This window comes from Streptomyces gardneri, from assembly GCF_006539185.1.
Classification (GTDB): domain Bacteria; phylum Actinomycetota; class Actinomycetes; order Streptomycetales; family Streptomycetaceae; genus Streptomyces; species Streptomyces gardneri.
Window position 1 is genome coordinate 72301 of sequence record NZ_BJMN01000002.1, and the last position, 22802, is coordinate 95102.

Genomic DNA, 22802 nt, shown 5'->3' on the forward strand with positions numbered 1-22802 from the left:
ATATGGGAGCGCTCCCATATTGCGCCGCACGGAACGGAGGTCGAGAGGTCGGGGGACTGGATCGGAGGCTAGTGACGCCCCGCCGCCGCCGTCAACGGTTTCGACGGCGGAGGGAGCCGGTCTCAGCGGTTGAAGGTCAGCCGCGGTGCCGCGTTACGGGCCAGCGTGTGGGCCTGGGCGGGCCACCAGGTGCCGGCCGGCGGGTCGACGATGCCGTACTCGGGGTCGATCGTGCCGCCGGTGTTGCGCGTACAGCTGCCGTCGGACTCGCCGGGGATCTTGATCCACAGGTAGGCGTCGACGAGCGGGACGCCCGTGTCGGCGGTCGGGCGCGGGCCGAGGCCGCGGCCGGGCGCGTTGCACCAGATCTCCGGGTCGCCGGTGTACTTGCCGGGCTCCGGGGTCCAGGCGCCCAGACCGTTGCGGCTGGTGTCGATGACGAAGTGGTGCAGCGCGTCGACCGGCGGGGTGCCCACGCTCTGGTCGAACCAGGCATCGGTCCAGCGCCAGGTGGCGGGGTCGGCGGAGTCGACAGTGCCGCCCGGGGTTCCGTCGTTGGGCGCGGCGGGCGAGTAGTACTGCGTGGCGCACCAGTCGGTGTGGCCGCGGGCCCACTCGGGCCCTTCGGTGGCGTACCACATGCACTTGGCGATCCAGGCGCCGTAGCGCGCGTTGTGATCGGTGGGGTGGGTGTTGGACACGTTGAGGGCGAAGCCGTCGCTGTCCCGGACGCCGGCGTCGAGCAGCCGCCGCGCCATGTCGCCGACGGGCCGCCACAGGACGTTGCCCGCGTCGAGGTAGACCGCGGTGCGGCTCTTGGCCTTGATGGTCCTGACGGCGTACGCGAGATCGGCGACGCGGGTCGCCGTGAGCTCGCCGGTCGGGTCCACGGCGGGTCCGCAGTCGCTCGGGAGGAGTGCCAGACCGTCGGGTTCGACCACGACGACGGCCTTGCCGTCGCCGATGCCGGCGGCGAAGGCGTCGATCCACCGCCGGTAGGCGGCGGACGACGCGGCGCCGCCGCTGGAGTACTGCGAGCAGTCGCGGCCCGGGACGTTGTACGCGACCAGGACGGGGGTCCGGTTCACCACGCGGGCCTCGCGGACGAGGGTTCTCACCTTGGCCCGGACCTCGTCGGGCGTGCCCTCGGTGAACCATTCGGCCTGCGGCCAGCTCGCGAGCTTGGCCATGTTCACCGCGTTCGTGAAGTCGCCGTTCCCGAGGTCGGTGATCGCCTGCCTGGCGGCCTTGCTGTGCGGGTCCACGTAGAACTTCGTGGTCGCGGTGAGCGGGTCGGCGGCGGGTGCGGCCTGCGCCTGCCCCTGCGTCGCGGTGAGAGCGGCACAGGCCGCGAGTGCCGCGAGGGCGGCGGTCGCGCGCCGCCGCAGGCTGCGTGGCTTCATGGGGACTCCTGGTCGGAGGGATGGGAGGGAGGGGGAGCGGGCCTTTGGTGTGCCGATCGTGTTCCTGTGGCCCGCCGAGGGGCGGCGGGCCACAGGAGTCGGCCGTCAGTAGCCGTAGATCATCTTGTAGGCGACCTCGGGGAGGAACTGGCCGGCCGTGGAGCCGGTCCCGACGCCGCAGTTGCCGTCGGACTCGCCCGGGGCCTTGATCCACAGCAGCATCTCGGCGCCGCCGCCCAGCTGGGTGGGCGTGCCGATGCGGCGGCCGGCCGCGTTGCACCACTCGCCGTTGGAGCCGTTGCCGTTGCGGCTGGTGTCGACGACGAACGGCTTGGTGTAGCCGTAGCGGGCGGCGAGTTCACCGTTGACGGCGTTGCCGTAGGCGGTGTTCTGGGCGGTGGTGTAGTAGTTCGAGATGTTGAGGGAGAAGCCGTGTGCCCGCGGGAGCCCGGCTTCGTGGAGGCGCTGGGCCATCGTCGCCGCGCTCACCCACCCCGGGTTCCCGGCGTCGAGGTAGACCCAGGTGTTGGGGGCCTGGCGGCCGAACTCGGCGAGGGCGCCGCTGATCATGCCCTGGCGCTCGCGGATCTGGGTCTGGTTCATGCAGCCGTAGTCCGCGAGGGAGTCCGGTTCGAGGACGACGACGGCCGGGCGGCCGGCGATCCCGCCGGCGAACTGGGCGATCCAGCTCGCGTACGCGGAAGGGGACGAGGCGCCGCCTCCGGAGTGCCCGCCGCAGTAGTCGCGGTGGTAGATGTTGTAGGCGACCATGACGGGCAGCTTGTCGTGGTAGTCCGCCGCTCCGACGTACGCGCCCGCGGCAGTGCCGATGGTGCCGCTCCACGAGCCGAACCAGCGGGCCATGGGTGTGTTGGCGAGGGACGCGTTGACCGCGGGGGCCCGGCCGTCACCGGAGTTGGCGGCGACCCACTTCTTCGCGCTGGAATCGGGATCCACGTAGAACCCGCTTGTCATGCCGGTGGGATCCGCCGCGTGGGCGGACGGGGCGACGGCGAGCGCCAGCGGCAGTGCGGAGAGGGCTGCGACGAGGACGCGGACTCTGCGGCGCATGACGGTACCTCGGTTTCCTGACGGCGGATGCGTCGCCCGGTCTCGTCCCGAGCGGGAGACGCAGTGGGGAAATACGGTGGCACGAGGTGCCCCGTGCGGTGGCGCACGGGCGGGGGCGGCAGCACACTCCGGCCACGCAAGACGCCGCGGGAGCGCTCCCACCGGAAGCGGTCCCAGTCGGCAATTTGTGGGGCCGGGGTGTGGCCGTATCGTGTGGCGCTCCGATCCGGACTGTCAAGTGCCGTTGCTCAATCAGCACTTCACGGGATGAGGGAAAGGGTTTACAGTCCTGAAACTGGTAGCGCTTCCAGTCTTCCAGTGTTCGGACAGGGATCAGGAAGGCAGCTCATGGCGCAAGGCGTGCCGCACCGGCAGTCGACCCTCGACGAGGTGGCCGGACTGGCCGGAGTGTCGCGGTCGGTGGCCTCGCGTGTGCTCAACAACGCCCCGCACGTCAGTCGCGCCAAACGGGAAGCCGTCGAACGGGCCGTACATCAACTGGGATACGTACCGAATCCCACCGCCCGGGCGCTGGCCACCCGTCAGACCGGTGCGGCCGCCCTGGTCGTCTCGGGAGAGGACCCGTCGATCTTCGCGGACCCCTTCTTCGCCCAGGTGATCGTGGGTGCCTCGGCCGCGCTGGAAGACGCCGACCTGCACCTGATGCTGTGTCTGACCGCCTCCGACCGGGGGCGTCGGCGGGTGGAGCAGCTTCTCCGGTCGAAGGGGGCCGACGGTGTGATGCTGATGGCGCTGCGCGAGGACGATCCGCTGGCCCGCATGGCGGAGGAGGCGGAGCTTCCCGTGGTGTTCGGCGGCCGGCCGGTCGGTCTGGACCCGCGGTGGTACGTGGACGTCGACAACCTCGGAGGAGCGCGCGCGGCGACCGAGTACCTGATCTCGCTCGGCCGGACCAGGATCGCGACGATCTGCGGGCGGCCGGACACCGAGGCGGGACGCACTCGCCACCGCGGCTACCAGGACGCCATGCTGGCGGCGGGCCTCGAACCGTACCCACCGGCAGCCGGTGACTTCACCGAGCCGAGCGGAGCGGTCGCCATGGCGGCGCTGCTGGCGCGCCATCCGGACCTGGACGGAGTGTTCGCCGCCAGCGACAACATGGGGGCCGGAGCCTTGCGCACGCTGCGCGCCGCCGGCCGCCGTGTCCCCGCCGACGTCGCCGTGATCGGCTTCGACGACCTGGCCGTGGCCCGGATCGCCGAGCCGCCGCTGACCACGGTGCACCAGCCCATAGAAGCTCTCGGCCGTGAGATGGCGCGCATGCTCGTCGCGCTCATCAAGGGGCAGAAACCCACCCCGCTGATCCTTCCCACGCATCTGGTCACCCGCGCCAGCGCCTGACGGGCCGTCGTCCGGGACCGGCGGCCGCGCCGTCGCCGCGCTGTGCTCGGCACTGGTAGGCGCCGTCCACGTCGACCACACCAACCAGCCGCGCACCCCGAAGCGCAGCGCCCGCTGGTACGCGAGGGCCATCGCCAGGCATGCGATCCCGGCGATGTGAGCTCCGCGCGCGGGGCCGCTCTTCGGGGGCGCGCGCTCGTCAGGAGCTCTGGGGGTGGAGCAGGACCTTCCCCACGCGAGGATCTCCGCTCCCCGTGAGTGCCATGGCCCGCTCGAACTCGGCGATGCCCAGCTGGTGCGTGACGAGTTCGAGCGGCGTCAGGCGTGCCGTGGAGAAGGCGCTCACGGCGTAGGACCAGGCGCCGGAGGAGGCTCCGAAGGCCGTTCCGACGGACAGTTGCCGAGCGACGACCCGGGCGGGATCGAGTCCCTCCGCCCCCTGGGCCGGGATACCCGTCAGGACCAGGTGTCCTCCCGGCCGCAGCAGGGACGTCGCGGCGCTGGCGGTCGACGTACCGCCCACGGCGTCGATCACCAGGTCGAAGTCCGAGAGACCGGAGGCACGGTCCCACGTGCGGTAGCCGGTGGCTCCGAAGCGGTGGGACAGATCGGCTCGGTCGGGGCTCGTGCCGACGACCGTCAGCTCGATCGGGGAGAAGGCGCCGAGGAGCTGTGCGGCGAGCAGGCCGAGGGTGCCGGAGCCGATGACGGCCGCTCGTGAACCGGGCAGCGGGCACGCCTTCAGGACGGCGGCGGCCGCACAGGCGGCGGGCTCGAGGAGCGCGGCGGCCGTCAGGTCGGCGTCCGGCGGCAGTGTGTGCAGCAGGCGGGCGGGGAGGACGAGGGTGGGAGCCATCGCGCCGGGGAGGGTGAACCCCGTCTCCTCGTAGCCGGCGGCGCACAGGTTGGTCTCTCCGGCGCGGCAGGGTGCGCAGGTCTCGCAGTTCCGGATCCCTTCTCCCACGACCTTGCGGCCGATCAGGGAGGCGGACACACCCTCTCCCACGGCGGTGACGGTGCCGGACCACTCGTGGCCGGGGGTGACTGGATAGCGGGCGTACGGAGCAGGACGGCGGCCCAGGTAGAAGTCGAGGTCGCTGCCGCAGACCCCGACGGCGTGGACGTCCACCCGGGCTTCGCCGGGCCCCGGCCGTCGAGGTGTGTGCTCCACGAGGCGGTACGTCTCCGGAGCGTCGAGGGCGACCGCCTGCTTCCGGGGGCTCACAGGAAGGTGCCCTGGGAGATCGACCGAGTGGAACACATGGGGACACTCCAGCTGTTCGAAATTTCGGGCACTGTTCGAAATTGTGCCGCGACCCTACGAAGGGGGGTGGGTCGTGTCAACGGGCTGCACTCCGGAGGGGTTTGCCCGGAGCCGTACCTAGACGATCAGTGTTAACGCTCACAAGATGGCTGCCGTACTGTTCGCCGTCATCGCGCTCCCTCGCATCGAAATCAAGTAACGGCCGTGCAAACTCTTGAGTTACAACTCTGTTAGCGCTCACAATGACTGGCGTCGACCGGCTCACCAGTCGTCGGGAGCAGACCTTGCACCCCGCCGCCGCCGGTTCAACCACCCCTGCGCAGCCACACCTTCACCGGGCCCGTCCATCTCAGGGCTCCGGCTGGTACGACGCACGTCCCGAGAGGAACCACGACATGGCCCACAGAGCCCTCCGCATCATCGCCGCCGCCGCCCTGGCCGGCAGTGTGTTGACCGCCTGCACCACCGAGCCTGCGACGACCGGAACCACCGGCGGCGCCGGCAAGGGTTCCTCCGACGGCAAGCTGGTGCTCGGGTTCGCGCAGGTGGGCGCCGAGAGCGGCTGGCGCACCGCCAACACCAAGTCCGTGCGCGACGCGGCCGAGAAGGCGGGCATCGAGCTGAAGTTCTCCGACGCGCAGCAGAAGCAGGAGAACCAGATCAAGGCGATCCGCACCTTCATCCAGCAGAAGGTCGACGTCATCGCCTTCTCGCCGGTGGTGGAGTCCGGCTGGGACACCGTCCTGAAGGAGGCCAAGAACGCCGGCATCCCGGTGATCCTCACCGACCGCGCGGTCGACTCGCAGGACACCTCCCTCTACCGGACCTTCCTCGGCTCCGACTTCGTCAAGGAGGGGGAGGAGGCCGGCAAGTGGCTCGTGAAGGAGTACGAGGGAACCTCCGAGCCGATCAACGTCGTCGAGCTCCAGGGCACCACCGGCTCCGCCCCCGCCAACGACCGCAAGGCGGGCTTCGCCGAGGCCGTCAAGGGCGACCCCAAGTTCAAGGTCGTCGCCTCCCAGACGGGTGACTTCACCCGCGCCAAGGGCAAGGAGGTCATGCAGGCCTTCCTCAAGTCCCACGAGGACATCGACGTCCTGTACGCCCACAACGACGACATGGCCCTGGGTGCCATCCAGGCCATCGAGGAGGCGGGCAAGAAGCCGGGCACCGACATCAAGGTGATCTCTGTCGACGGCATCAAGGACGCCTTCGTCGCCATGGAACAGAAGAAGATCAACGTCGTGGTCGAGTGCAACCCGCTCCTCGGCGACCAGCTGATGGAACTCGCCAAGAAGGTCGCGGCGGGCGAGGACGTCCCGCGCCGGGTCGAGACGAAGGAGGGCGTCTTCACGCAGGACCAGGCCGCCGCCGCCCTGCCCAGCCGCCAGTACTGATCCACCGCCCGCACGGACCGGGGGCGGCCCTCCCGCCGCCCCGGACCCCTCAGGAGAGGAGGGCGGATGGCAGCCCCACCCACCCCCCGCACACCCACCCGCGCCGACCGGCCCGTCCTGGAAGCCCGTGGCATCCGCAAGGCCTTCCCCGGCGTCCTCGCCCTCGACGGCGTGGACCTGCGCCTCTTCCCCGGCGAGGTCCACGCGTTGATGGGCGAGAACGGCGCCGGCAAGTCCACCCTCATCAAGGTGCTCACCGGGGTCCACCCACCTGACGCGGGAACCGTCTCCGTCGACGGCGGCCTCCAACGGTTCACCGAACCTCTGGAAGCCCAGCACGCCGGCATCAGCACGGTCTACCAGGAGGTGAACCTGTGCCCCAACCTCTCCGTCGCCGAGAACATCCTCATCGGCCGTGAGCCCCGGCGCCTGGGACTCGTCCACTGGTCGGCCCTCCACCAGCGCGCGGAGCGGCTCATCACCGAGCTGGAACTCGACCTCGACGTCCGCATGCCGCTGAACGCGCACTCCATCGCCGTCCAGCAACTCGTCGCGATCGTCCGCGCCGTCGACGTCAAGGCGAAGGTGCTCGTCCTCGACGAACCCACCTCCAGCCTCGACCGGGACGAGGTCGCCCAGCTGTTCACGCTGGTGCGCCGACTCCGCGACCGGGGCGTCGCGATTCTCTTCGTGACCCACTTCCTGGACCAGGTCTTCGACCTGTGCGACCGGGTGACCGTCCTGCGTAACGGCCGCCTCGAAGGCGAGTACCGGATCGACGAGCTGACGCCCGTCACCCTCGTCCACCGCATGGTCGGCAGCGAACTGCGCACCCTCGACGAACTGGCCGACACGTCCCACACTGACGCCGTCACCACTCCCGACGCCGCGGACCGCCCTTTCCTGAGCGCCCGCGGACTCGCCAGGGCCGGGTCCATCCAGCCGTACGACCTCGACATCCACCGCGGGGAGGTCATCGGCCTCGCCGGGCTCCTCGGCTCCGGACGCACGGAGGCGGCCCGGCTGCTCTTCGGCGCCGACCACGCCGACGAGGGCGAGCTGCGGATCGACGGCGACCGCACCGTCCTGCGCTCCCCGCGCACCGCGATCGGCCACAAGATCGCCTTCTGCTCGGAGAACCGCAAGGCGGAGGGCCTGATCGGCGAACTCACCGTCCGCGAGAACATCGTGCTCGCCCTGCAGGCCGCACGTGGTTGGACCAGACCCCTCTCCCGCGCCCGGCAGGACGAGATCGCCGCCCGCTGGATCGAAGTCCTCGACATCCGCCCGGCCGCCCCCGAGGCACAGGTCCGCAACCTCAGCGGAGGCAATCAGCAGAAGGTGCTCCTCGCCCGGTGGCTGCTCACCGATCCCGAGCTGCTGATCCTGGACGAACCCACCCGGGGCATCGACATCGGCGCGAAGACAGAGATCCAGAGACTGGTGACACGCCTCGCCGCCGAAGGCACGGCGGTCCTCTACATCTCCGCCGAACTCGAGGAAGTCCTCCGGCTGAGCCACCGGGTCGGCGTCCTGCGCGACCACCGCCTCGTCGCCACCCTCCCCAACGACACCACCCTGACGCCCGACCGGATCCTGGGCGCCATCGCCACCGGAGCCACCTCATGACACCACCCGACGACACCGGCGCCGCCGGGCGCCCGACCCTGGCTCCCGGCACCCGGCGCCTCACCGGGCACCCCCTGTTCTGGCCCGCCGCCGTCCTCGCCGCCCTGCTCCTCGGGAACGTCGCGCTCACCCACGACTTCCTCGCAGTCCGCGTCCAGAACGGACACCTGTACGGCAGTCTCATCGACATCCTCCAGTTCGGCGCCCCTCTGATCCTCGTCTCGCTCGGTATGACCCTGGTCATCGCAACCCGGGGCATCGACCTCTCGGTCGGCTCGACGGTCGCCATCGCCGGCGCCCTGGCGTGCGAGCACATCGCCACGGCACAGGACCCCGGAAGTCTCTCCACCGTCGTCACGGCGATCGCGGCTGCGCTCGGCGTGGCCGTCGCGATCGGACTGCTGAACGGCTTCCTCGTCGCCCGCCTCGGCGTCCAGCCCATCGTCGCCACCCTGGTCCTCATGGTCGCCGGGCGCGGCGTGGCCCAGCTGATCACCGACGGCCAGATCATCAGCGTGTCCAGCGGCGCCTACAAGATGATCGGCGGCGGCTACTGGCTCACCCTCCCCTTCGCCGTCCTGCTCGCCGCCGCTCTCGTCGCCGTCACCTCCCTCGTCACCCGGCGGACCGCGCTCGGCATGCTCATCGAATCGGTGGGCGGCAACCCTGTCGCGAGCCGCCTCGTCGGCATCCGGGCCGCCGGGCTGCTGATCACCGTGTACGTCGTCAGCGCCGTGTGCGCGGCGGTGGCCGGCCTGATGATCAGCTCCAACGTGTCCAGCGCCGACGGCAACAACGCGGGCCTCTGGATCGAACTGGACGCCATCCTCGCCGTGGTCATCGGCGGCACCGCTCTCACCGGTGGCCGCTTCTCCCTCGGCGGGACCGTCCTGGGCGCACTGATCATCCAGACCCTCTCGACCACGATCTACACCCTCGGCGTACCGCCGGAGACCACCCTCGTCTTCAAGGCCCTGGTCGTCATCGTCGTGTGTCTCGTCCAGTCGCCCGCGTTCCGCGCGCGGCTCTCCCGCAGCCGCCGGCCATCCGGCCCTGACCCGGCCCCCGCCCCCGGCGACGTGGCGGCCCGCCGGCAGGAGGTCCACCCGTGAGCACCGCCCTCAACTCCCTCGCCAAGCCGCTCCAGCGGTTCTCGGTACGGCACGCCACCCGCCTGCCGCTCATGGTCACGGCCACTCTGCTGGTCGCGATGTTCACGGTCGGCTCCCTGAACTACGAAGGCTTCTTCTCCGCGCAGGTCCTGCTCAACGTCCTGATCGACAACGGCTTCCTGCTCGTCGTGGCCATCGGCATGACGTTCGTCGTCCTCACCGGCGGGATCGACCTGTCCGTCGGCTCCATGGTGGCCCTCTCCACCATGCTGACGGCCTGGCTCGTCGAACAGAACGGCCTGCCGCTCGCCCTCGCGGTGCCCGTGGTCCTGCTCGTGGGTGCCGGCGGCGGCGCCCTGATGGGCTGGGTGATCCACGCCTTCGAGATCCAGCCCTTCATCGTCACCCTCGCGGGCATGTTCCTCGCCCGAGGCCTCTGCTACATGATCAGCACCGAGTCGATCTCCATCACCGACCCGACGACCACGCGGATCGCCCAGACCCGGGTGCTCCTGCCCGGCGGCCTGTTCGTCTCGCCCGCCGTGGTCATCGCCCTGGTCGTGCTGGCGCTCGCCTTCGTCGTCCTGCACCACACCCGCTTCGGTCGTACCGTCTACGCCCTGGGCGGCAACGAGTCCTCGGCCCGCCTCATGGGCCTGCCTGTGGGACGCACCAAGATCGTGGTGTACGCCGTGAGCGGCCTGTGCTCCGCCCTCGGCGGCCTGCTGCTGACGTTCTACATGCTGTCCGGCTACGCCCTGCACGCCGTCGGCATGGAACTCGACGCCATCGCGGCGGCCGTCATCGGCGGGACCCTGCTCACCGGGGGCTCCGGCTTCGTCCTGGGAACCGCGCTGGGCGTGACGGTCCTCGGCCTGATCCAGACCGTCATCAGCTTCCAGGGCACGCTCAGCTCGTGGTGGACGCGCATCGTCATCGGCGGCCTGCTCTTCGTCTTCATCCTCCTCCAACGGCTCTTCGGCGGAGCCCGCCAGGCGGAATAGGCCCTCTGCCCAGGGCGGACCCCGAGCCGTCCCCCGCATACGAACGCGCCTCGGGAGGGGCAGGGTCCTCCCTGCCCCTCTTTCGCCTGTGCCCTCTCGCCGACAAGGAGACTCCATGAACCTGTATCCGCCGCCCCTCACCGGGGTCCCCCCGGTCTGCCGCCCCGACACATATGCCGGACAACGATGGACCTTCGGCTTCCCCGGCGGACTCACGGCGGAGGTGCACACCCGTGGCGCCCGCCTCCACGGGCTGTGGGTGCCGGACCGGTACGGCACGTGGGCCGACGTCGTCCTCGCCCCCCACGACCCGGCCCTGACGGCCACCGCCGCCCGGTACTTCGGCGCCACCGTCGGCCGCTACGCCAACCGCATCGCACACGGCCGGTTCTCCCTGGACGGGAAGTCGCACCAGCTGACCACACAGGAGGACGGCCACTCCCTGCACGGCGGAACCGACGGCTTCGACACCCGGCTCTGGGAGGCCGAGAGCGTGCACACCCCGGAGTGGACCGGCGTGCTCCTGCACCTGCGCAGCTCCGACGGCGACCAGGGCTTCCCGGGAAACCTGGACGTCACCGTCAGCTGTCTCGTCGGCCGCGACAACGAACTCTCCTTCTCCTACGCGGCGGTCACCGACGCCCCCACCCCGGTCAACCTGACCAACCACGCCTACTTCAACCTGGAGAGCGAGGGAGCCGGCGACATCCTCGGCCACGAACTGGCCGTCGCCGCCTCCCACTACACACCGGTCGACGCGGATCTCATCCCCTCCGGCGACCACCGCCCCGTCGCCGGCACCGCGTTCGACCTCCGGCGGCCCCTCAGCCTCGCCGAGGCCCTCGCCCGCCCGGGCACGGTCGGCGGTTACGACCACAACTTCGTCCTGAGCCCCTACGGCGACGGGACACCGCACCGGGCCGCCGTTCTGTACGCGCCGGCCACGGGCCGCCACATGGAGGTGCTGACCACCGAGCCCGGACTCCAGGTCTACACCGCGGGGCAGTTCGACGGCACGGTGCTCGGCAAGAGCGGTACGCACTACGGGGCGGGCGCCGGCATCGCGCTGGAGACCCAGCACTTCCCCGACTCCCCGAACCGCCCCGGTGACCCGTCTCCGGTGCTTCGGCCGGGCGTCGAGTACCGGTCGAGGACGGTCCTGCGGTTCAGTACCCGCGGCTGACCCTCGTACGGACACGTCGACATGGCTGTGCCCGCCGGTGGAGGAACCGGCGGGCACAGCCATGTCCGGAGGAGCGTCAGGCGCCCGCCCTGCGCTTGTTCCACACGTCGAAGCCGACCGCGGCGAGGAGGACGAGGCCCTTGATGACCTGCTGCCAGTCGGTGCCCACCCCGACGAGGTTCATGCCGTTGTTGAGCACGCCGAGGACCAGGCCGCCGATGATGGCACCCAGGACGGTACCGACTCCACCGCTCATCGACGCTCCGCCGATGAACGCGGCGGCGATGGCCTCCAGTTCGAAGTTCACGCCGGCCTTCGGCGAGGCCGCGTTGAAGCGCGCCGCGAAGACGAGGCCTGCGAGCGCCGCGAGCATTCCCATGTTCAGGAACACCGCGAAGGTCACCTTCTTGTCCTTGACCCCGGAGAGCTTCGCGGCGGGCAGGTTCCCCCCGATCGCGTACACGTGGCGGCCGATCACCGCGTTGCGCATCACGTATCCGAAGGCCACGAGCAGCGCGGCGAGGATCAGGAGGACGACCGGGGCGCCCTTGTAGCTGGCGAGCAGCAGGGTGGTGACGAGGACGGCGGCCACCAGCGCCGTCACCTTCAGCGCGAACAGGCCCGTGGGGAGCGTCTCCAGGGTGAACTCCCGCTGCCGGCGACGGTCCCGGAACTCCTGGACGACCACGTAGGCGACCAGTCCGAGGCCGAGGAGCAGGGTCAGGTTGTGGTAGTTGGTCTTCGGCCCCACCTCGGGCAGGAAGCCGTTGGCGACCTTCTGCAGTCCGTCGGGGAACGGGCCGAGGGTCTGCCCCTTGAGGAAGATCTCCGTGAGCCCGCGGAACAGCAGCATGCCGGCGAGCGTCACGATGAACGACGGTATGCCGACGTACGCGATGAAGAAGCCCTGGAGAGCGCCGGCGACGGCTCCGAGCAGGAGCGTGAGGAGTACCGCCACGGGCCAGGAGACCTGGTGCTCGACCATGAGTACGGCTCCGAGGCCGCCGACCAGCGCCATGAGGGAGCCCACCGAGAGGTCGATGTGCCCGGAGATGATGACGATCATCATCCCGATGGCCAGGATGAGGATGTAGCTGTTCTGCAGTACCAGGTTGGAGACGTTGCGCGGCAGCAGGAGGTCGCCGCCCGTCCAGATCTGGAAGAGGAGCACGATCAGGCCGAGTGCGAAGAGCATCCCGTACTGACGCATGTTCCGCCGGACGCCGTCCAGGAGCACCCGGGCCACCGGTGTCCCGGTGGACGGGGACCCGCTGCCCCGGGCGGCGGGGACGGTCGTCTTCGTGCTGGCGTCGGTGCTCATGCCTGGTGTCCTTCGTCGGATGTGGCGGTGTCCTGCGTCATGTGCCGCATCAGGACTTCCTGGGTGGCGTCCTCGCGGCCGACCTCGCCGGTCAGCCGTCCGGCGGCCATGGTGTAGAAGCGGTCGCACATGCCGAGCAGTTCGGGCAGCTCGGAGGAGATGAGGAGAATCGCCTTGCCCTCGGCGGCGAGCCGGTCGATCACGGTGTAGATCTCGTACTTGGCTCCCACGTCGACCCCGCGCGTGGGCTCGTCGAGGATGAGGACGTCCGGTCCGGCGAGGATCCACTTGCTGAGGACGACCTTCTGCTGGTTGCCGCCGGACAGACGGCCGACCGGTTCGAGGACGTTCGGAGCCTTGATGTTCATCGTCCGCCGGAACCGTTCGGCCACCTTGCGCTCCTCGTGCCCGTCGACGATCCCGTGGCGGGCGAGGGCGCCGAGGGACGCGAGCGAGATGTTCCGGCTCACGGAGTCCCCGAGGTCGAGACCGTAGTGCTTGCGGTCCTCGGTGACGTAGGCGATGCCGTGGGCGACGGCCTCGGGGACGGTGCGCGTCCGGACCTCCCGGCCGTCCCTGAGCACAGTGCCCCGCTCGTATCGGCCGTAGGACCGCCCGAAGACGCTCATGGCGAGTTCGGTCCGGCCGGCCCCCATGAGTCCGGCGACTCCGACGATCTCCCCGCGCCGGACCTGGAGCGAGACCCCGTCGACCACCTTGCGGGCACGGTCGAGCGGGTGACGCACGGTCCAGTCCCGGATCTCCAGGACGGGTGTGTCGTCGGCCGGGCCCTCGTACGGCGTGCGCGCGGGGAAGCGACTGTCGAGGTCCCGTCCCACCATGCCGCGGATGATGCGTTCCTCGGTGGTGGCCGGGTCCCTGACGTCGAGGGTCTCGATGGAACGGCCGTCGCGCAGGATCGTGACGGAGTCGGCGATGTGGGCGATCTCGTTCAGCTTGTGCGAGATGATGATCGAGGTGATGCCCTGGTCCTTCAGCTCCCGCATCAGGCGCAGCAGCTTCGCGCTGTCCTCGTCGTTCAGCGCCGCGGTGGGCTCGTCGAGGATCAGCAGACGGACGTCCTTCGCCAGCGCCTTGGCGATCTCGACGAGCTGCTGCTTGCCGACACCGATGTCGGCGACCCGGGTCTCGGGGTGTTCGTCGAGGCCGACCCGCCTGAGCAGTTCGGCGGCACGGCGCAGCGCCTCGTGCCAGTCGATGATTCCGCGCCGGGACGGTTCGTTGCCGAGGAAGATGTTCTCGGCGATCGACAGGTAGGGGACGAGTGCGAGCTCCTGGTGGATGATGACGATTCCACGCTGCTCGCTGGCGCGGATGTCCTTGAAGCGGCACGGTTCGCCGTCGAAGAGGACCTCGCCCTCGTACGTACCGTGCGGGTGGACGCCGGACAGGACCTTCATCAGGGTCGACTTCCCGGCGCCGTTCTCCCCGCACAGGGCGTGCACCTCTCCGCGCGCCACTGACAGGGTCACGTCGGAGAGTGCCCTGACGCCGGGGAAGGTCTTGACTATGGACCGCATCTCGAGGACGGGGCCCGCCGGAGGCGGGGAGGGGATGCCGGGGGAGGGGGAGAGGGTCACCGGAGGTCGCCGGCGTCGATGTAGCCGGAGTCCACCAGGATCTTCCGGTAGTTCGACTTGTCGACGCTGACCGGGTCGAGCAGGAAGGCCGGGACCACCTTCTTGCCGTTGTCGTAGGTGGTGTCGTCGTTGATCTCCGGCTTCTTGCCGTCGAGGACGGCGGTCACCATGTCGGCGGCGACCTGCGCGAGCGCGCGCGTGTCCTTGTAGACGGTCTGCGTCTGCTCGCCCGCGATGATCGACTTCACGGAGGCGACCTCCGCGTCCTGGCCGGTGACGACGGGCAGCGGCTTGGCGGCGCTGCCGTAGTCGTCGGACTTCAGGGCGGACAGGATGCCGATGGAGATGCCGTCGTAGGGGGAGAGGACGGCGTCGACGCGGGCCGTGGAGTACGCGGAGGTCAGCAGGTCGTCCATGCGCTTCTGGGCCGTACCGCCGTCCCACCGCAGCGTGGTGACCTGGTTGAGCTGGGTCTGCTGGGAGCGCACGACCAGCTGCTTCTTGTCGAGGTAGGGCTTGAGCACCTTCATGGCGCCGTTGAAGAAGTACTTGGTGTTGTTGTCGTCGTTGGACCCGGCGAACAGCTCGATGTTGAACGGGCCCTTCTTCGCGCCGGCCTTCAGCCCCAGCTTCTCGACGATGTACGTGGCCTGGAGCTCGCCGACCTTCTCGTTGTCGAAGGAGGCGTAGTAGTCGATGTGCGGGGAGCCCAGGATGAGCCGGTCGTAGGAGATGACCGGGATGTGGGCGTCGGCCGCCTGCTGGAGGACGTTGGAGAGGGCCTCGCCGTTGATGGCGGCCACGACCAGGGCGTCGACGCCCTGGGTGATCATGTTCTCGATCTGGGCGACCTGCTGGTCGGGGTCGTCCTCGCCGTACTGCAGGCTCGTGGCGAATCCGGCCTTCTTCAGGCTCTCGGTCATGTTCTTGCCGTCGGCGATCCACCTCTCGGAGGACTTGGTCGGCATCGCGATGCCGATGGTGAGGTCCTTCTTGTCCTTCGTCTCCTCGCTGCCGCCCTCGCTGTTCTGCCCGCAGGCGGTGAGGAGCAGGGCGCAGCCGGTGGTCACGGCCAGGAGGGCGGATGCGGATCGGAACTTCTTCATGGGGGGCTTACCCATCCCGTCGTCGAGGGCGGCTCCGACCGGGGCGGGCTCGGCGGCGGCGCGTGTCCTCGCACCACCGGGACGGCACCGTTCCGGTTGGGGGTCCAGGGCGTCGGCACTCCGGACGAGCTAGATTGTTAGCGCTCACAACGCCGTGATACAAGAGGCGATAAGGTTTTTCTCGCATCGATACGCAGCCGAGATCACGGAGAAGGGAGGCGAACGTGGCGCAGTCCGCGGAAGACGTCCGCCCGCCGACGATGGCCGACGTCGCACGAGAGGCCGGGGTCTCCCACCAGACCGTCTCCCGGGTGCTGAGCGGTCACCCCAACGTGCGCGCGGCCACCCGCGACCAGGTCACCGTGGCCATCGAGCGGCTCGGCTACCGTCGCAACTCCGCCGCGCGCGCCCTGGTGACGCGCCGCACGAGAACGCTGGGCGTCATCGCCGTCAATACCGCCCTGTACGGCCCCGCCAGCACCCTGACCGGTCTGGAGGAAGCGGCCCGGGAGGAGGGCTACCTCGTCTCGACCGTCAGCCTGCGCGCCGGGTCGGGGCAGGGTCTCAAGGACGCCATCGACCACCTCGCGGCCTGGGGAGTGGAGGGCGTCGTCGCCATCACCCCGCAGCGCTCGCACGTGCAGGCGCTCGCCGAACTGGACGCGCCTTTCCCTGTGGTCACCGTGGAGGGCGGGCATCAGCTCGACCTGCCCAGTGTCTCCCTCGACCAGGAGCTCGGCGCCCGCATGGTCACCGAGCACCTGCTCGCCGCCGGGCACGGCACCGTCTGGCACGTGGCCGGTCCCGAGGACTGGCTGGAGAGCGAGGCCCGCGCCGCGGGATGGCGCGCCGTCCTGGAGGAGAACGGCATCCGCCCTCCGCGTGTGCTGGCGGGGGACTGGAGCCCGTTGTCCGGGTACCGGGCGGGGCAGGAGCTCGCGGGTCTCGCCCTGGCCCGCCGCGGGGCGACACCGGTCACGGCCGTCTTCGTCGCCAATGACCAGATGGCTCTCGGCGTCCTGCGGGCGCTGCGCGAGGGCGGGATCCGCACCCCCGGGCAGGTCGCCGTCGCAGGCTTCGACGACATCCCGGAGGCCGAGTACTTCCCGCCGCCGCTGACGACGGTCCGCCAGGACTTCGCCGCGATCGGGCGCCGCAGCATCCGGCTCCTGGTGGACCACATCGAGGGCCGCGCCAAGAAGGCCGAACACCTCCTGGTCCAGCCGCAGCTCATCATGCGCGCGAGCACGCGGCCTTCGAGCGAGGCCTGACGCGGCGGGCGGCTCCCTCCGTCGTCTTCCGGTCGTCGGTGGCGGGCTTGCCGTCGGCCGGCGTGTGCGTCCCGGCGTGTCCGCGCGCCGGGACGCACACGCGTCGGCCCGCCCGTCCGCCCGGGCAGCCCTGCGGCCCGCTCGCGCACACGCCCCCGCGGCTCGCTCTCCCTCCGCATGTCGGCCGCCCCGCCTCCCGCGGGGCAGCTCTTCGGCATCCGCCGAGTGAGCGCTCACTTTCGAGGCCCTGATTCCCACCGAATGTTCGGCAGAACTGCATCCAGCTCTTGTCCAACGAGATTGTGAGCGTTAACAATCAGGATGTTCCCCTGGCCCGCCCATGACGAGAGAGACGCATCGTGACCCCTCACGCCCCTTCCGGCCCCGCGGCCCGACACCACCCCGAGGCCTGCACCATCGGAGTCGACTTCGGCACTCTCTCCGGGCGCGCGGTCGTCGTCAGGGTCCGGGACGGCGCCGAACTCGGTTCGTCGGTCCACGAGTACAGCCACGCCGTCATCGAGGACCGTCTTCCCTCCACCGAGGCCCCCTTGCCCCCCGACTGGGCGCTTCAGCACCCCGAGGACTGGCGCGACGTCCTGCGCACCGCCGTCCCGGCGGCGCTCGCCGACGCCGGAGTCGACCCGGCCCACGTCATCGGCATCGCCACCGACTTCACCGCCTGCACGGTCCTGCCGACCACCCCGGACGGCACCCCGCTCGCCCTGACGCCCGAGTGGACCGACCGCCCGCACGCCTGGCCCAAACTCTGGAAGCACCACGCCGCCCAGGAGCAGGCCGACCGCATCAACGCCCTCGCCCACGCCCGCGGCGAGAAGTGGATCGCGCGGTACGGCGGCAAGATCTCCTCCGAGTGGCAGTACGCCAAGGCCCTGCAGGTCCTCGAAGAAGACCCCGCCGTCTACGCCGCCTGCGCCCGCTGGATCGAGGCGGCCGACTGGATCGTCTGGCAGCTGACCGGCGCCGAGTCCCGCAACACCTGCACCGCCGGCTACAAGGGAATCCACCAGGACGGTGCCTACCCCTCGCCGGAGTACCTCGCCGGGCTCCACCCCGACTTCGCCGACTTCCCGGCCACGCGCCTGGAACACCCGCTCTCCCCGCTGGGCTCCCGTGTCGGCTCCCTGAGCGACCGGGCCGCGCACTGGACCGGTCTCCCCGAAGGCATCGCCGTCGCCGCCGGCAACGTCGACGCCCACGTCGCCGCGCCCGCGGCGGGCGCCGTGGAGAACGGCCGGATGCTCGCCATCATGGGCACGTCCACCTGCCACGTACTCAACGGCGCGACCCTCGCCGAAGTCCCCGGCATCTGCGGGGTCGTCGACGGCGGCATCGTCGAGGGCGCCTACGGCTACGAAGCCGGTCAGAGCGCGGTCGGCGACATCTTCGCCTGGTGGCTCCGGCAGGGCGTACCGGAGCACTACCGCGCCGAGGCCGACGCGTCGGGCGAGGACCTGCACCAGCTGCTGACCCGCAAGGCCGCCGACCAGCCGGTCGGCGCGCACGGCCTGGTCGCCCTGGACTGGATGAACGGCAACCGCTCCCCTCTGGTCGATCACCACCTCTCGGGAGTCGTCGCCGGCCTCACCCTCGACACCCGCCCCGAGGACGTCTACCGGGCCCTGCTCGAATCCACTGCCTTCGGCACCCGGATCATCGTCGAGACCTTCGAGGACGGCGGGGTTCCCGTGGAGGAGTTCATCGTCACCGGAGGCCTGCGGAAGAACGCGCTGCTCATGCAGATCTACGCCGACGTGCTCCGCCGTCCCGTCTCCGTCGGCACCTCCGAACAGGGCCCGGCGCTCGGCTCGGCCATCCACGCCGCCGTCGCCGCGGGCGCCTACCCCGACGTCCGCTCCGCCGCCTCCGTCATGGGCAGCGTCCAGCGTCACGCGTACGTGCCCGACCCGGCACGCGCGGACGCCTACGACGCGCTGTTCGGCGAGTACCGCGCCCTGCACGAGTACTTCGGCACCGGCGCGGACCTCCTCCTGCACCGCCTGCGGCGCATCCGCAACACCGCACGCCTCGCCACCACCGGCTGACCGGGCGCCTCGCCACCCCCGACTGACCGGTTGCCTCGCCACCCGCGACCGGCCTGGGGTGCCTCCCCGCCCCCGGCCACCCTCGGCCCGACTTCTCCCACCCGCACCTCCGAGGAGCACACCCGACATGACGCTCACCCAGCCCGACCGCGAGATCTGGTTCCTCACCGGCAGCCAGGGTCTTTACGGCGACGAGACCCTGGCCCAGGTCGCCGACCAGTCCCGCACCATCTGCGACACCCTCGCCGGCCGGCCCCAGATGACCGTGCGCCTGGTGTGGAAGCCGGTCCTCACCGATGCGGCCGCCATCCGCGCGCTCATGCTGGAGGCCAACGCCGACGACCGCTGCGTCGGCCTGATCGCCTGGATGCACACCTTCTCCCCGGCCAAGATGTGGATCGCCGGCCTCGACGCCCTGCGCAAGCCCCTGCTCCACCTGCACACCCAGGCCAACCGTCAACTGCCCTGGTCCACCATCGACATGGACTTCATGAACCTGAACCAGGCCGCCCACGGCGACCGCGAGTTCGGCTTCGTCCAGACCCGCCTCGGCGTCCCGCGCAAGACCGTGGCCGGCCACGTCTCCACGCCCGAGGTCGTCGACCGCATCGCCGGCTGGGCCCGCGCCGCCGTCGGCCGCGCCGAACTGACCACCCTCAGACTCGCCCGGTTCGGCGACAACATGCGCGACGTCGCCGTCACCGAGGGCGACAAGGTCGAGGCGCAGCTGCGGTTCGGGGTCTCGGTCAACACGTACGGCGTCAACGACCTCGTCGCCGTGGTCGACGCCGCCCCCGAGGACGCCGTCTCCGCCCTCGTCAAGGAGTACGAGGACCTCTACGCCCTCGCGCCCGAGCTGCGGCCAGGCGGCGAGCGCCACGACTCCCTGCGCTACGCCGCCCGCGTCGAAGCCGGTCTCCGCACCTTCCTCACGGAAGGCGGGTTCCGCGCCTTCACCACCAACTTCGAGGACCTCGGCGGCCTGCGCCAGTTGCCCGGGCTCGCCGTGCAGCGCCTGATGGCGGACGGTTACGGCTTCGGCGGCGAAGGCGACTGGAAGACCTCCACCCTGCTGCGCACGCTGAAGGCGATGGACCACGGCCTCCCCGGCGGCACGTCCTTCATGGAGGACTACACCTACGACCTCACGCCAGGTCAGGAACTCATCCTCGGCGCCCACATGCTCGAGGTCTGCCCCTCGATCACGACGGCGACGCCCAGCTGCGAGATCCACGCGCTCGGCATCGGCGGACGCGAGGACCCGGTCCGCCTCGTCTTCGACGCCGATCCCGGTCCGGCCGTCGTCGTCGGTCTCGCCGACATGGGCGACCGGTTCCGCCTCGTCGCCAACCACATCGACGTCGTCGCCCCGCCCGAGCCGCTGCCGAAGCTCCCCGTCGCCCGGGCCGTCTGGCGCCCGCGTCCGGACCTGCGTACCTCCACCGAGGCCTGGCTGACTGCCGGAGCCCCGCACCACACCGTCCTGACCACCGCCCTGGGCGGCGAGGAGCTCGAGGACCTCGCCGAGATGCTGCGGACCGAACTCGCCGTCATCGACGAGGACACCACCGTACGGCGGTTCACGCGCGAGCTGCGCTGGAACCAGGCGTACCACCGTCTGGCCCAGAGCCTGTGAGCGCTTCCGCCACCACCCCATCCATCCCCGTGAGGACGGAGCCCTCCGTGAGCACCGCCGTTTCCAAGGAACTGCGCCGGGAGGTGCTGGAGGCCAACCTCCGCATCCCCCGGGCCGGTCTGGCCACCCTCACCTGGGGCAATGTGAGCGGCGTGGACCGGGAGGCCGGCGTCTTCGTCATCAAGCCCTCGGGCGTGGCCTACGACGCGCTGAGCGAGGAGGACCTGGTCGTCGTCTCCCTGGCCGACGGAAGCGTCGTGGAAGGCCACCTGCGGCCGTCCACCGACACGGAGACGCACCGGAGCCTCTATCTGGCCTTCCCCTCCATCGGGGGCGTGACCCATACGCACTCCACCCACGCGGTCGCCTTCGCCCAGGCCCGGCGTCCGATACCGGTGCTCGGCACGACCCACGCGGACACCTTCAACGGTCCCGTCCCGGTCACCGCGGCGCTCACCCCCCAGCAGTGCGCCACGGATTACGAGTACAACACCGGTCAGGTCATCGTGGACCTCCTCGACCGTGACGACACGCGGGCCCGGGAGGTCCCCGGCGCCCTGGTCGCCCATCACGGCCCCTTCACCTGGGGCGCCGGCGCCACCGCGTCCCTGGAGCACGCCATCATCTGCGAGGCGGTGGCCGAGATGGCGCTCCACACCATCGCCCTGGGCACGGTCGAACCCCCGCAGCACGTACTGGACCGCCACTTCACACGCAAGCACGGCCCCGGCGCCTACTACGGCAACCCTCCCTCCGCCTGACAGCACCGAGGGGAGCCAGGATGATCCTGGCTCCCCTCTTGGACGTGGTGCGGTGGGTCAGACGCGGGTCCAGCGCTGGTTGGTGCCGTTCCAGCACGAGTACAGCTGGATCAGCGTGCCGTTGGCGGTGCCGCCGGCGGCGGCGTCGAGGCAGAGGCCGGACTGGACACCGGCGATGGTGCCGTCGGAGTTGAGGCGCCACTTCTGGTTGTCGCCGCCCCAGCAGCTGTAGATCTGCACCTTGGCGCCGTTGGCGGTACCGCCTGCGTCCAGGCACTTGTCGCCGTAGACCCTGAGCTCACCGGCGGAGGTGAGGGTCCACTGCTGGTTGGTGCGGCCGTTGCAGTCCCACAGCTGGAGCTGGGTGCCGTCGGTGGTGGCGGAGCCCGGCACGTCCAGGCAGCGGCCGGAGGCGACGCCCTTGATCGGTCCGGAGCCGGGGGAGGGGGTCGGAGTGGGGTTGGGGTTGGGGGAGACGGCGTTGAGGGCGTTCAGGACGGAGGTGTAGGCGGGCTTCTTGCTGCCGTCGCCGTTGAACAGGAGCGGCGTGTGCTCGGCTCGCCAGGAGTCGGTGTCGCGCACACCCCAGACGGTGATGCCGAGACAGCGCGGGACGGCCAGGCAGTCGTTGGTCACGTTGGCGTAGGTCGTGCCCGAGGCGCCCTGGATGTCGAGCTCGGTGACGGCCACGTCGACACCGAGGGCGGCGAAACTCTGGAGGGTGGTACGGAAGTTGCTGTTGTACGGGCTGTCGCTGTTGAAGTGTGACTGGAAGCCGACGCAGTCGATCGGCACACCGCGTTGCTTGAAGTCCTTGACCATGGCGTACATGGCCTGGGTCTTGGCCCAGGTCCAGTTCTCCACGTTGTAGTCGTTGTAGCAGAGCTTGGCGGCCGGGTCGGCGGCGCGCGCGGTGCGGAAGGCGACCTCGATCCAGTCGTTGCCGCTGCGCTGGAGGTTGGAGTCGCGCCGGGCCCCCGAAGTGCCGTCGACGAAGGCCTCGTTCACGACGTCCCACTGGGCGATCTTGCCCTTGTAGTGGGTCATCACGCCGGTGATGTGGTTGTTCATCGCCTGGCGCAGCGCGCTGCCGCTGAGGCTCTGCATCCAGCCGGGCTGCTGGGAGTGCCAGGCCAGGGTGTGGCCGCGCACCTGTTTGCCGTTCTGCACCGCCCAGTTGTAGACGCGGTCGCCCGAGGTGAAGTTGAACTGCCCCTGCTGCGGCTCGGTGGCGTCGATCTTCATCTCGTTCTCTGCCGTCACCGAGGTGAACTCGCGGGCCGCGATCGACGTGTACGTTGCGTCGCCCAGCCTGCCCGAGGCGATGGCGGTACCGAAATAGCGGCCGTTCTGCGCCGCCGCGGCGCCGAGCGTGGTCTCGGCCGCCTGTGAGGCCGGCGCCGCAAGGACGGTGGCGGACCCGAGAGCGCCGACGAGGAGCGCCGCGAACAGGCCGCCTCTTTTCCGGCGGACCGTGGACGGGGTGGTGGCGTGGGAATGCACGGCTGGACCTCCGATAAGGGAAATCGCGGGTGGGGGAGAGCGCGCGGCGGAAGGAATCCGCGACGGCGATGTTCGCGTCCGGGGAATGGGACTGCGGAAAGTGGCGGTGACG

17 protein-coding genes are annotated in these 22802 nt (G+C 70.4%); 10 read left to right on the forward strand and 7 right to left on the reverse strand.

From position 1 onward, the window contains the following. Window positions 1–122: 122 nt before the first annotated feature. Together SGA01_RS01045 and SGA01_RS01050 are read right to left on the reverse strand one after the other, a co-directional pair. Entirely contained in the window at window positions 123–1403 is a 1281-nt protein-coding gene (locus SGA01_RS01045) for a glycoside hydrolase family 6 protein (protein ID WP_141292411.1), read from the reverse strand. A 105-nt stretch (window positions 1404–1508) separates the two neighbouring features. Then, a complete protein-coding gene (locus SGA01_RS01050; RefSeq protein WP_141292412.1) occupies window positions 1509–2474 on the reverse strand; it encodes a glycoside hydrolase family 6 protein in 966 nt (321 codons plus the stop codon). A gap of 348 nt (window positions 2475–2822) precedes the next feature. Between SGA01_RS01050 and SGA01_RS01055 the strand changes: the two genes are divergently transcribed. Beyond that, window positions 2823–3836, forward strand: a complete 1014-nt coding sequence (locus tag SGA01_RS01055) for a LacI family DNA-binding transcriptional regulator (protein ID WP_167533969.1) — start codon at window positions 2823–2825, stop codon at window positions 3834–3836. Between the two features lie 199 nt (window positions 3837–4035). Here SGA01_RS01055 and SGA01_RS01060 read toward each other — a convergent pair whose 3' ends face one another. Beyond that, window positions 4036–5061 (reverse strand): zinc-dependent alcohol dehydrogenase, encoded by a 1026-nt coding sequence (locus SGA01_RS01060; RefSeq protein WP_141292413.1) that lies wholly within the window; start codon window positions 5059–5061, stop codon window positions 4036–4038. Window positions 5062–5495: 434 nt separating this feature from the next. Here SGA01_RS01060 and SGA01_RS01065 point away from each other — a divergent pair, with 434 nt between their 5' ends. The 5 genes from SGA01_RS01065 to SGA01_RS01085 all read left to right on the forward strand — a co-directional run bounded on the left by SGA01_RS01065 (window position 5496) and on the right by SGA01_RS01085 (window position 11425). Next, window positions 5496–6497 carry an ABC transporter substrate-binding protein gene (locus SGA01_RS01065; RefSeq protein WP_141292414.1) on the forward strand — a complete coding sequence of 334 codons (1002 nt, stop codon included), beginning with the start codon at window positions 5496–5498 and terminating at the stop codon, window positions 6495–6497. A 66-nt stretch (window positions 6498–6563) separates the two neighbouring features. Continuing rightward, on the forward strand, window positions 6564–8126 hold the full coding sequence (locus SGA01_RS01070; protein ID WP_141292415.1) for a sugar ABC transporter ATP-binding protein: 1563 nt from the start codon (window positions 6564–6566) through the stop codon (window positions 8124–8126). After that, entirely contained in the window at window positions 8123–9238 is a 1116-nt protein-coding gene (locus tag SGA01_RS01075) for an ABC transporter permease (RefSeq protein WP_141292416.1), read from the forward strand. Before SGA01_RS01070 ends, SGA01_RS01075 begins: the two co-directional genes overlap by 4 nt. Then, on the forward strand, window positions 9235–10242 hold the full coding sequence (gene yjfF / locus SGA01_RS01080) for a galactofuranose ABC transporter, permease protein YjfF (RefSeq protein WP_141292417.1): 1008 nt from the start codon (window positions 9235–9237) through the stop codon (window positions 10240–10242). Before SGA01_RS01075 ends, yjfF begins: the two co-directional genes overlap by 4 nt. Before the next feature lie 115 nt (window positions 10243–10357). Next, on the forward strand, window positions 10358–11425 hold the full coding sequence (locus tag SGA01_RS01085; RefSeq protein WP_141292418.1) for an aldose epimerase family protein: 1068 nt from the start codon (window positions 10358–10360) through the stop codon (window positions 11423–11425). A gap of 76 nt (window positions 11426–11501) precedes the next feature. Here SGA01_RS01085 and mmsB read toward each other — a convergent pair whose 3' ends face one another. Genes mmsB through chvE form a run of 3 tightly spaced genes read right to left on the reverse strand, consistent with a single transcriptional unit; the run spans window position 11502 to window position 15453 of the window. Continuing rightward, window positions 11502–12746, reverse strand: a complete 1245-nt coding sequence (mmsB, locus tag SGA01_RS01090; RefSeq protein ID WP_141292419.1) for a multiple monosaccharide ABC transporter permease — start codon at window positions 12744–12746, stop codon at window positions 11502–11504. Continuing rightward, window positions 12743–14287, reverse strand: a complete 1545-nt coding sequence (gene mmsA, locus SGA01_RS01095; RefSeq protein ID WP_141292420.1) for a multiple monosaccharide ABC transporter ATP-binding protein — start codon at window positions 14285–14287, stop codon at window positions 12743–12745. The genes mmsB and mmsA overlap by 4 nt, the downstream gene beginning before the upstream one ends. A gap of 56 nt (window positions 14288–14343) precedes the next feature. Then, window positions 14344–15453: a multiple monosaccharide ABC transporter substrate-binding protein gene (gene chvE, locus SGA01_RS01100; RefSeq protein WP_141292421.1), complete on the reverse strand. Its 1110-nt coding sequence runs from the start codon at window positions 15451–15453 to the stop codon at window positions 14344–14346. A gap of 224 nt (window positions 15454–15677) precedes the next feature. On the opposite strand from chvE, the gene SGA01_RS01105 reads away from it, so the two are divergent. From SGA01_RS01105 to araD, 4 genes are all read left to right on the forward strand, one after another. Next, complete coding sequence (locus SGA01_RS01105) at window positions 15678–16724, forward strand: LacI family DNA-binding transcriptional regulator (protein WP_141292422.1); 1047 nt, start codon at window positions 15678–15680, stop codon at window positions 16722–16724. Between the two features lie 359 nt (window positions 16725–17083). Beyond that, window positions 17084–18790 (forward strand): ribulokinase, encoded by a 1707-nt coding sequence (araB, locus tag SGA01_RS01110; RefSeq protein WP_141292423.1) that lies wholly within the window; start codon window positions 17084–17086, stop codon window positions 18788–18790. 127 nt (window positions 18791–18917) lie between these two features. Beyond that, window positions 18918–20426 carry an L-arabinose isomerase gene (gene araA, locus SGA01_RS01115; RefSeq protein WP_141292424.1) on the forward strand — a complete coding sequence of 503 codons (1509 nt, stop codon included), beginning with the start codon at window positions 18918–18920 and terminating at the stop codon, window positions 20424–20426. A 47-nt stretch (window positions 20427–20473) separates the two neighbouring features. After that, the gene (gene araD, locus SGA01_RS01120; protein WP_174867188.1) at window positions 20474–21187 is read left to right on the forward strand and encodes an L-ribulose-5-phosphate 4-epimerase AraD; all 714 of its coding nucleotides are present in this window, start codon (window positions 20474–20476) and stop codon (window positions 21185–21187) included. Window positions 21188–21244: 57 nt separating this feature from the next. Here the strand turns inward: araD and SGA01_RS01125 are convergent, their stop codons facing one another. Then, window positions 21245–22690 (reverse strand): endo-1,4-beta-xylanase, encoded by a 1446-nt coding sequence (locus SGA01_RS01125; RefSeq protein WP_229917682.1) that lies wholly within the window; start codon window positions 22688–22690, stop codon window positions 21245–21247. Window positions 22691–22802: the final 112 nt, after the last annotated feature.

Excerpts from the sequence above, each read along its gene's own strand:
- SGA01_RS01045 (WP_141292411.1), bottom strand. The coding sequence starts at position 1,403 with ATGAAGCCACGCAGCCTGCGGCGGCGCGCGACCGCCGCCCTCGCGGCA.
- SGA01_RS01050 (WP_141292412.1), bottom strand. The coding sequence starts at position 2,474 with ATGCGCCGCAGAGTCCGCGTCCTCGTCGCAGCCCTCTCCGCACTGCCG.
- SGA01_RS01055 (WP_167533969.1), top strand. The coding sequence starts at position 2,823 with ATGGCGCAAGGCGTGCCGCACCGGCAGTCGACCCTCGACGAGGTGGCC.
- SGA01_RS01065 (WP_141292414.1), top strand. The coding sequence starts at position 5,496 with ATGGCCCACAGAGCCCTCCGCATCATCGCCGCCGCCGCCCTGGCCGGC.
- SGA01_RS01070 (WP_141292415.1), top strand. The coding sequence starts at position 6,564 with ATGGCAGCCCCACCCACCCCCCGCACACCCACCCGCGCCGACCGGCCC.
- SGA01_RS01075 (WP_141292416.1), top strand. The coding sequence starts at position 8,123 with ATGACACCACCCGACGACACCGGCGCCGCCGGGCGCCCGACCCTGGCT.
- SGA01_RS01085 (WP_141292418.1), top strand. The coding sequence starts at position 10,358 with ATGAACCTGTATCCGCCGCCCCTCACCGGGGTCCCCCCGGTCTGCCGC.
- mmsB (WP_141292419.1), bottom strand. The coding sequence starts at position 12,746 with ATGAGCACCGACGCCAGCACGAAGACGACCGTCCCCGCCGCCCGGGGC.
- mmsA (WP_141292420.1), bottom strand. The coding sequence starts at position 14,287 with ATGCGGTCCATAGTCAAGACCTTCCCCGGCGTCAGGGCACTCTCCGAC.
- chvE (WP_141292421.1), bottom strand. The coding sequence starts at position 15,453 with ATGAAGAAGTTCCGATCCGCATCCGCCCTCCTGGCCGTGACCACCGGC.
- araA (WP_141292424.1), top strand. The coding sequence starts at position 18,918 with ATGACGCTCACCCAGCCCGACCGCGAGATCTGGTTCCTCACCGGCAGC.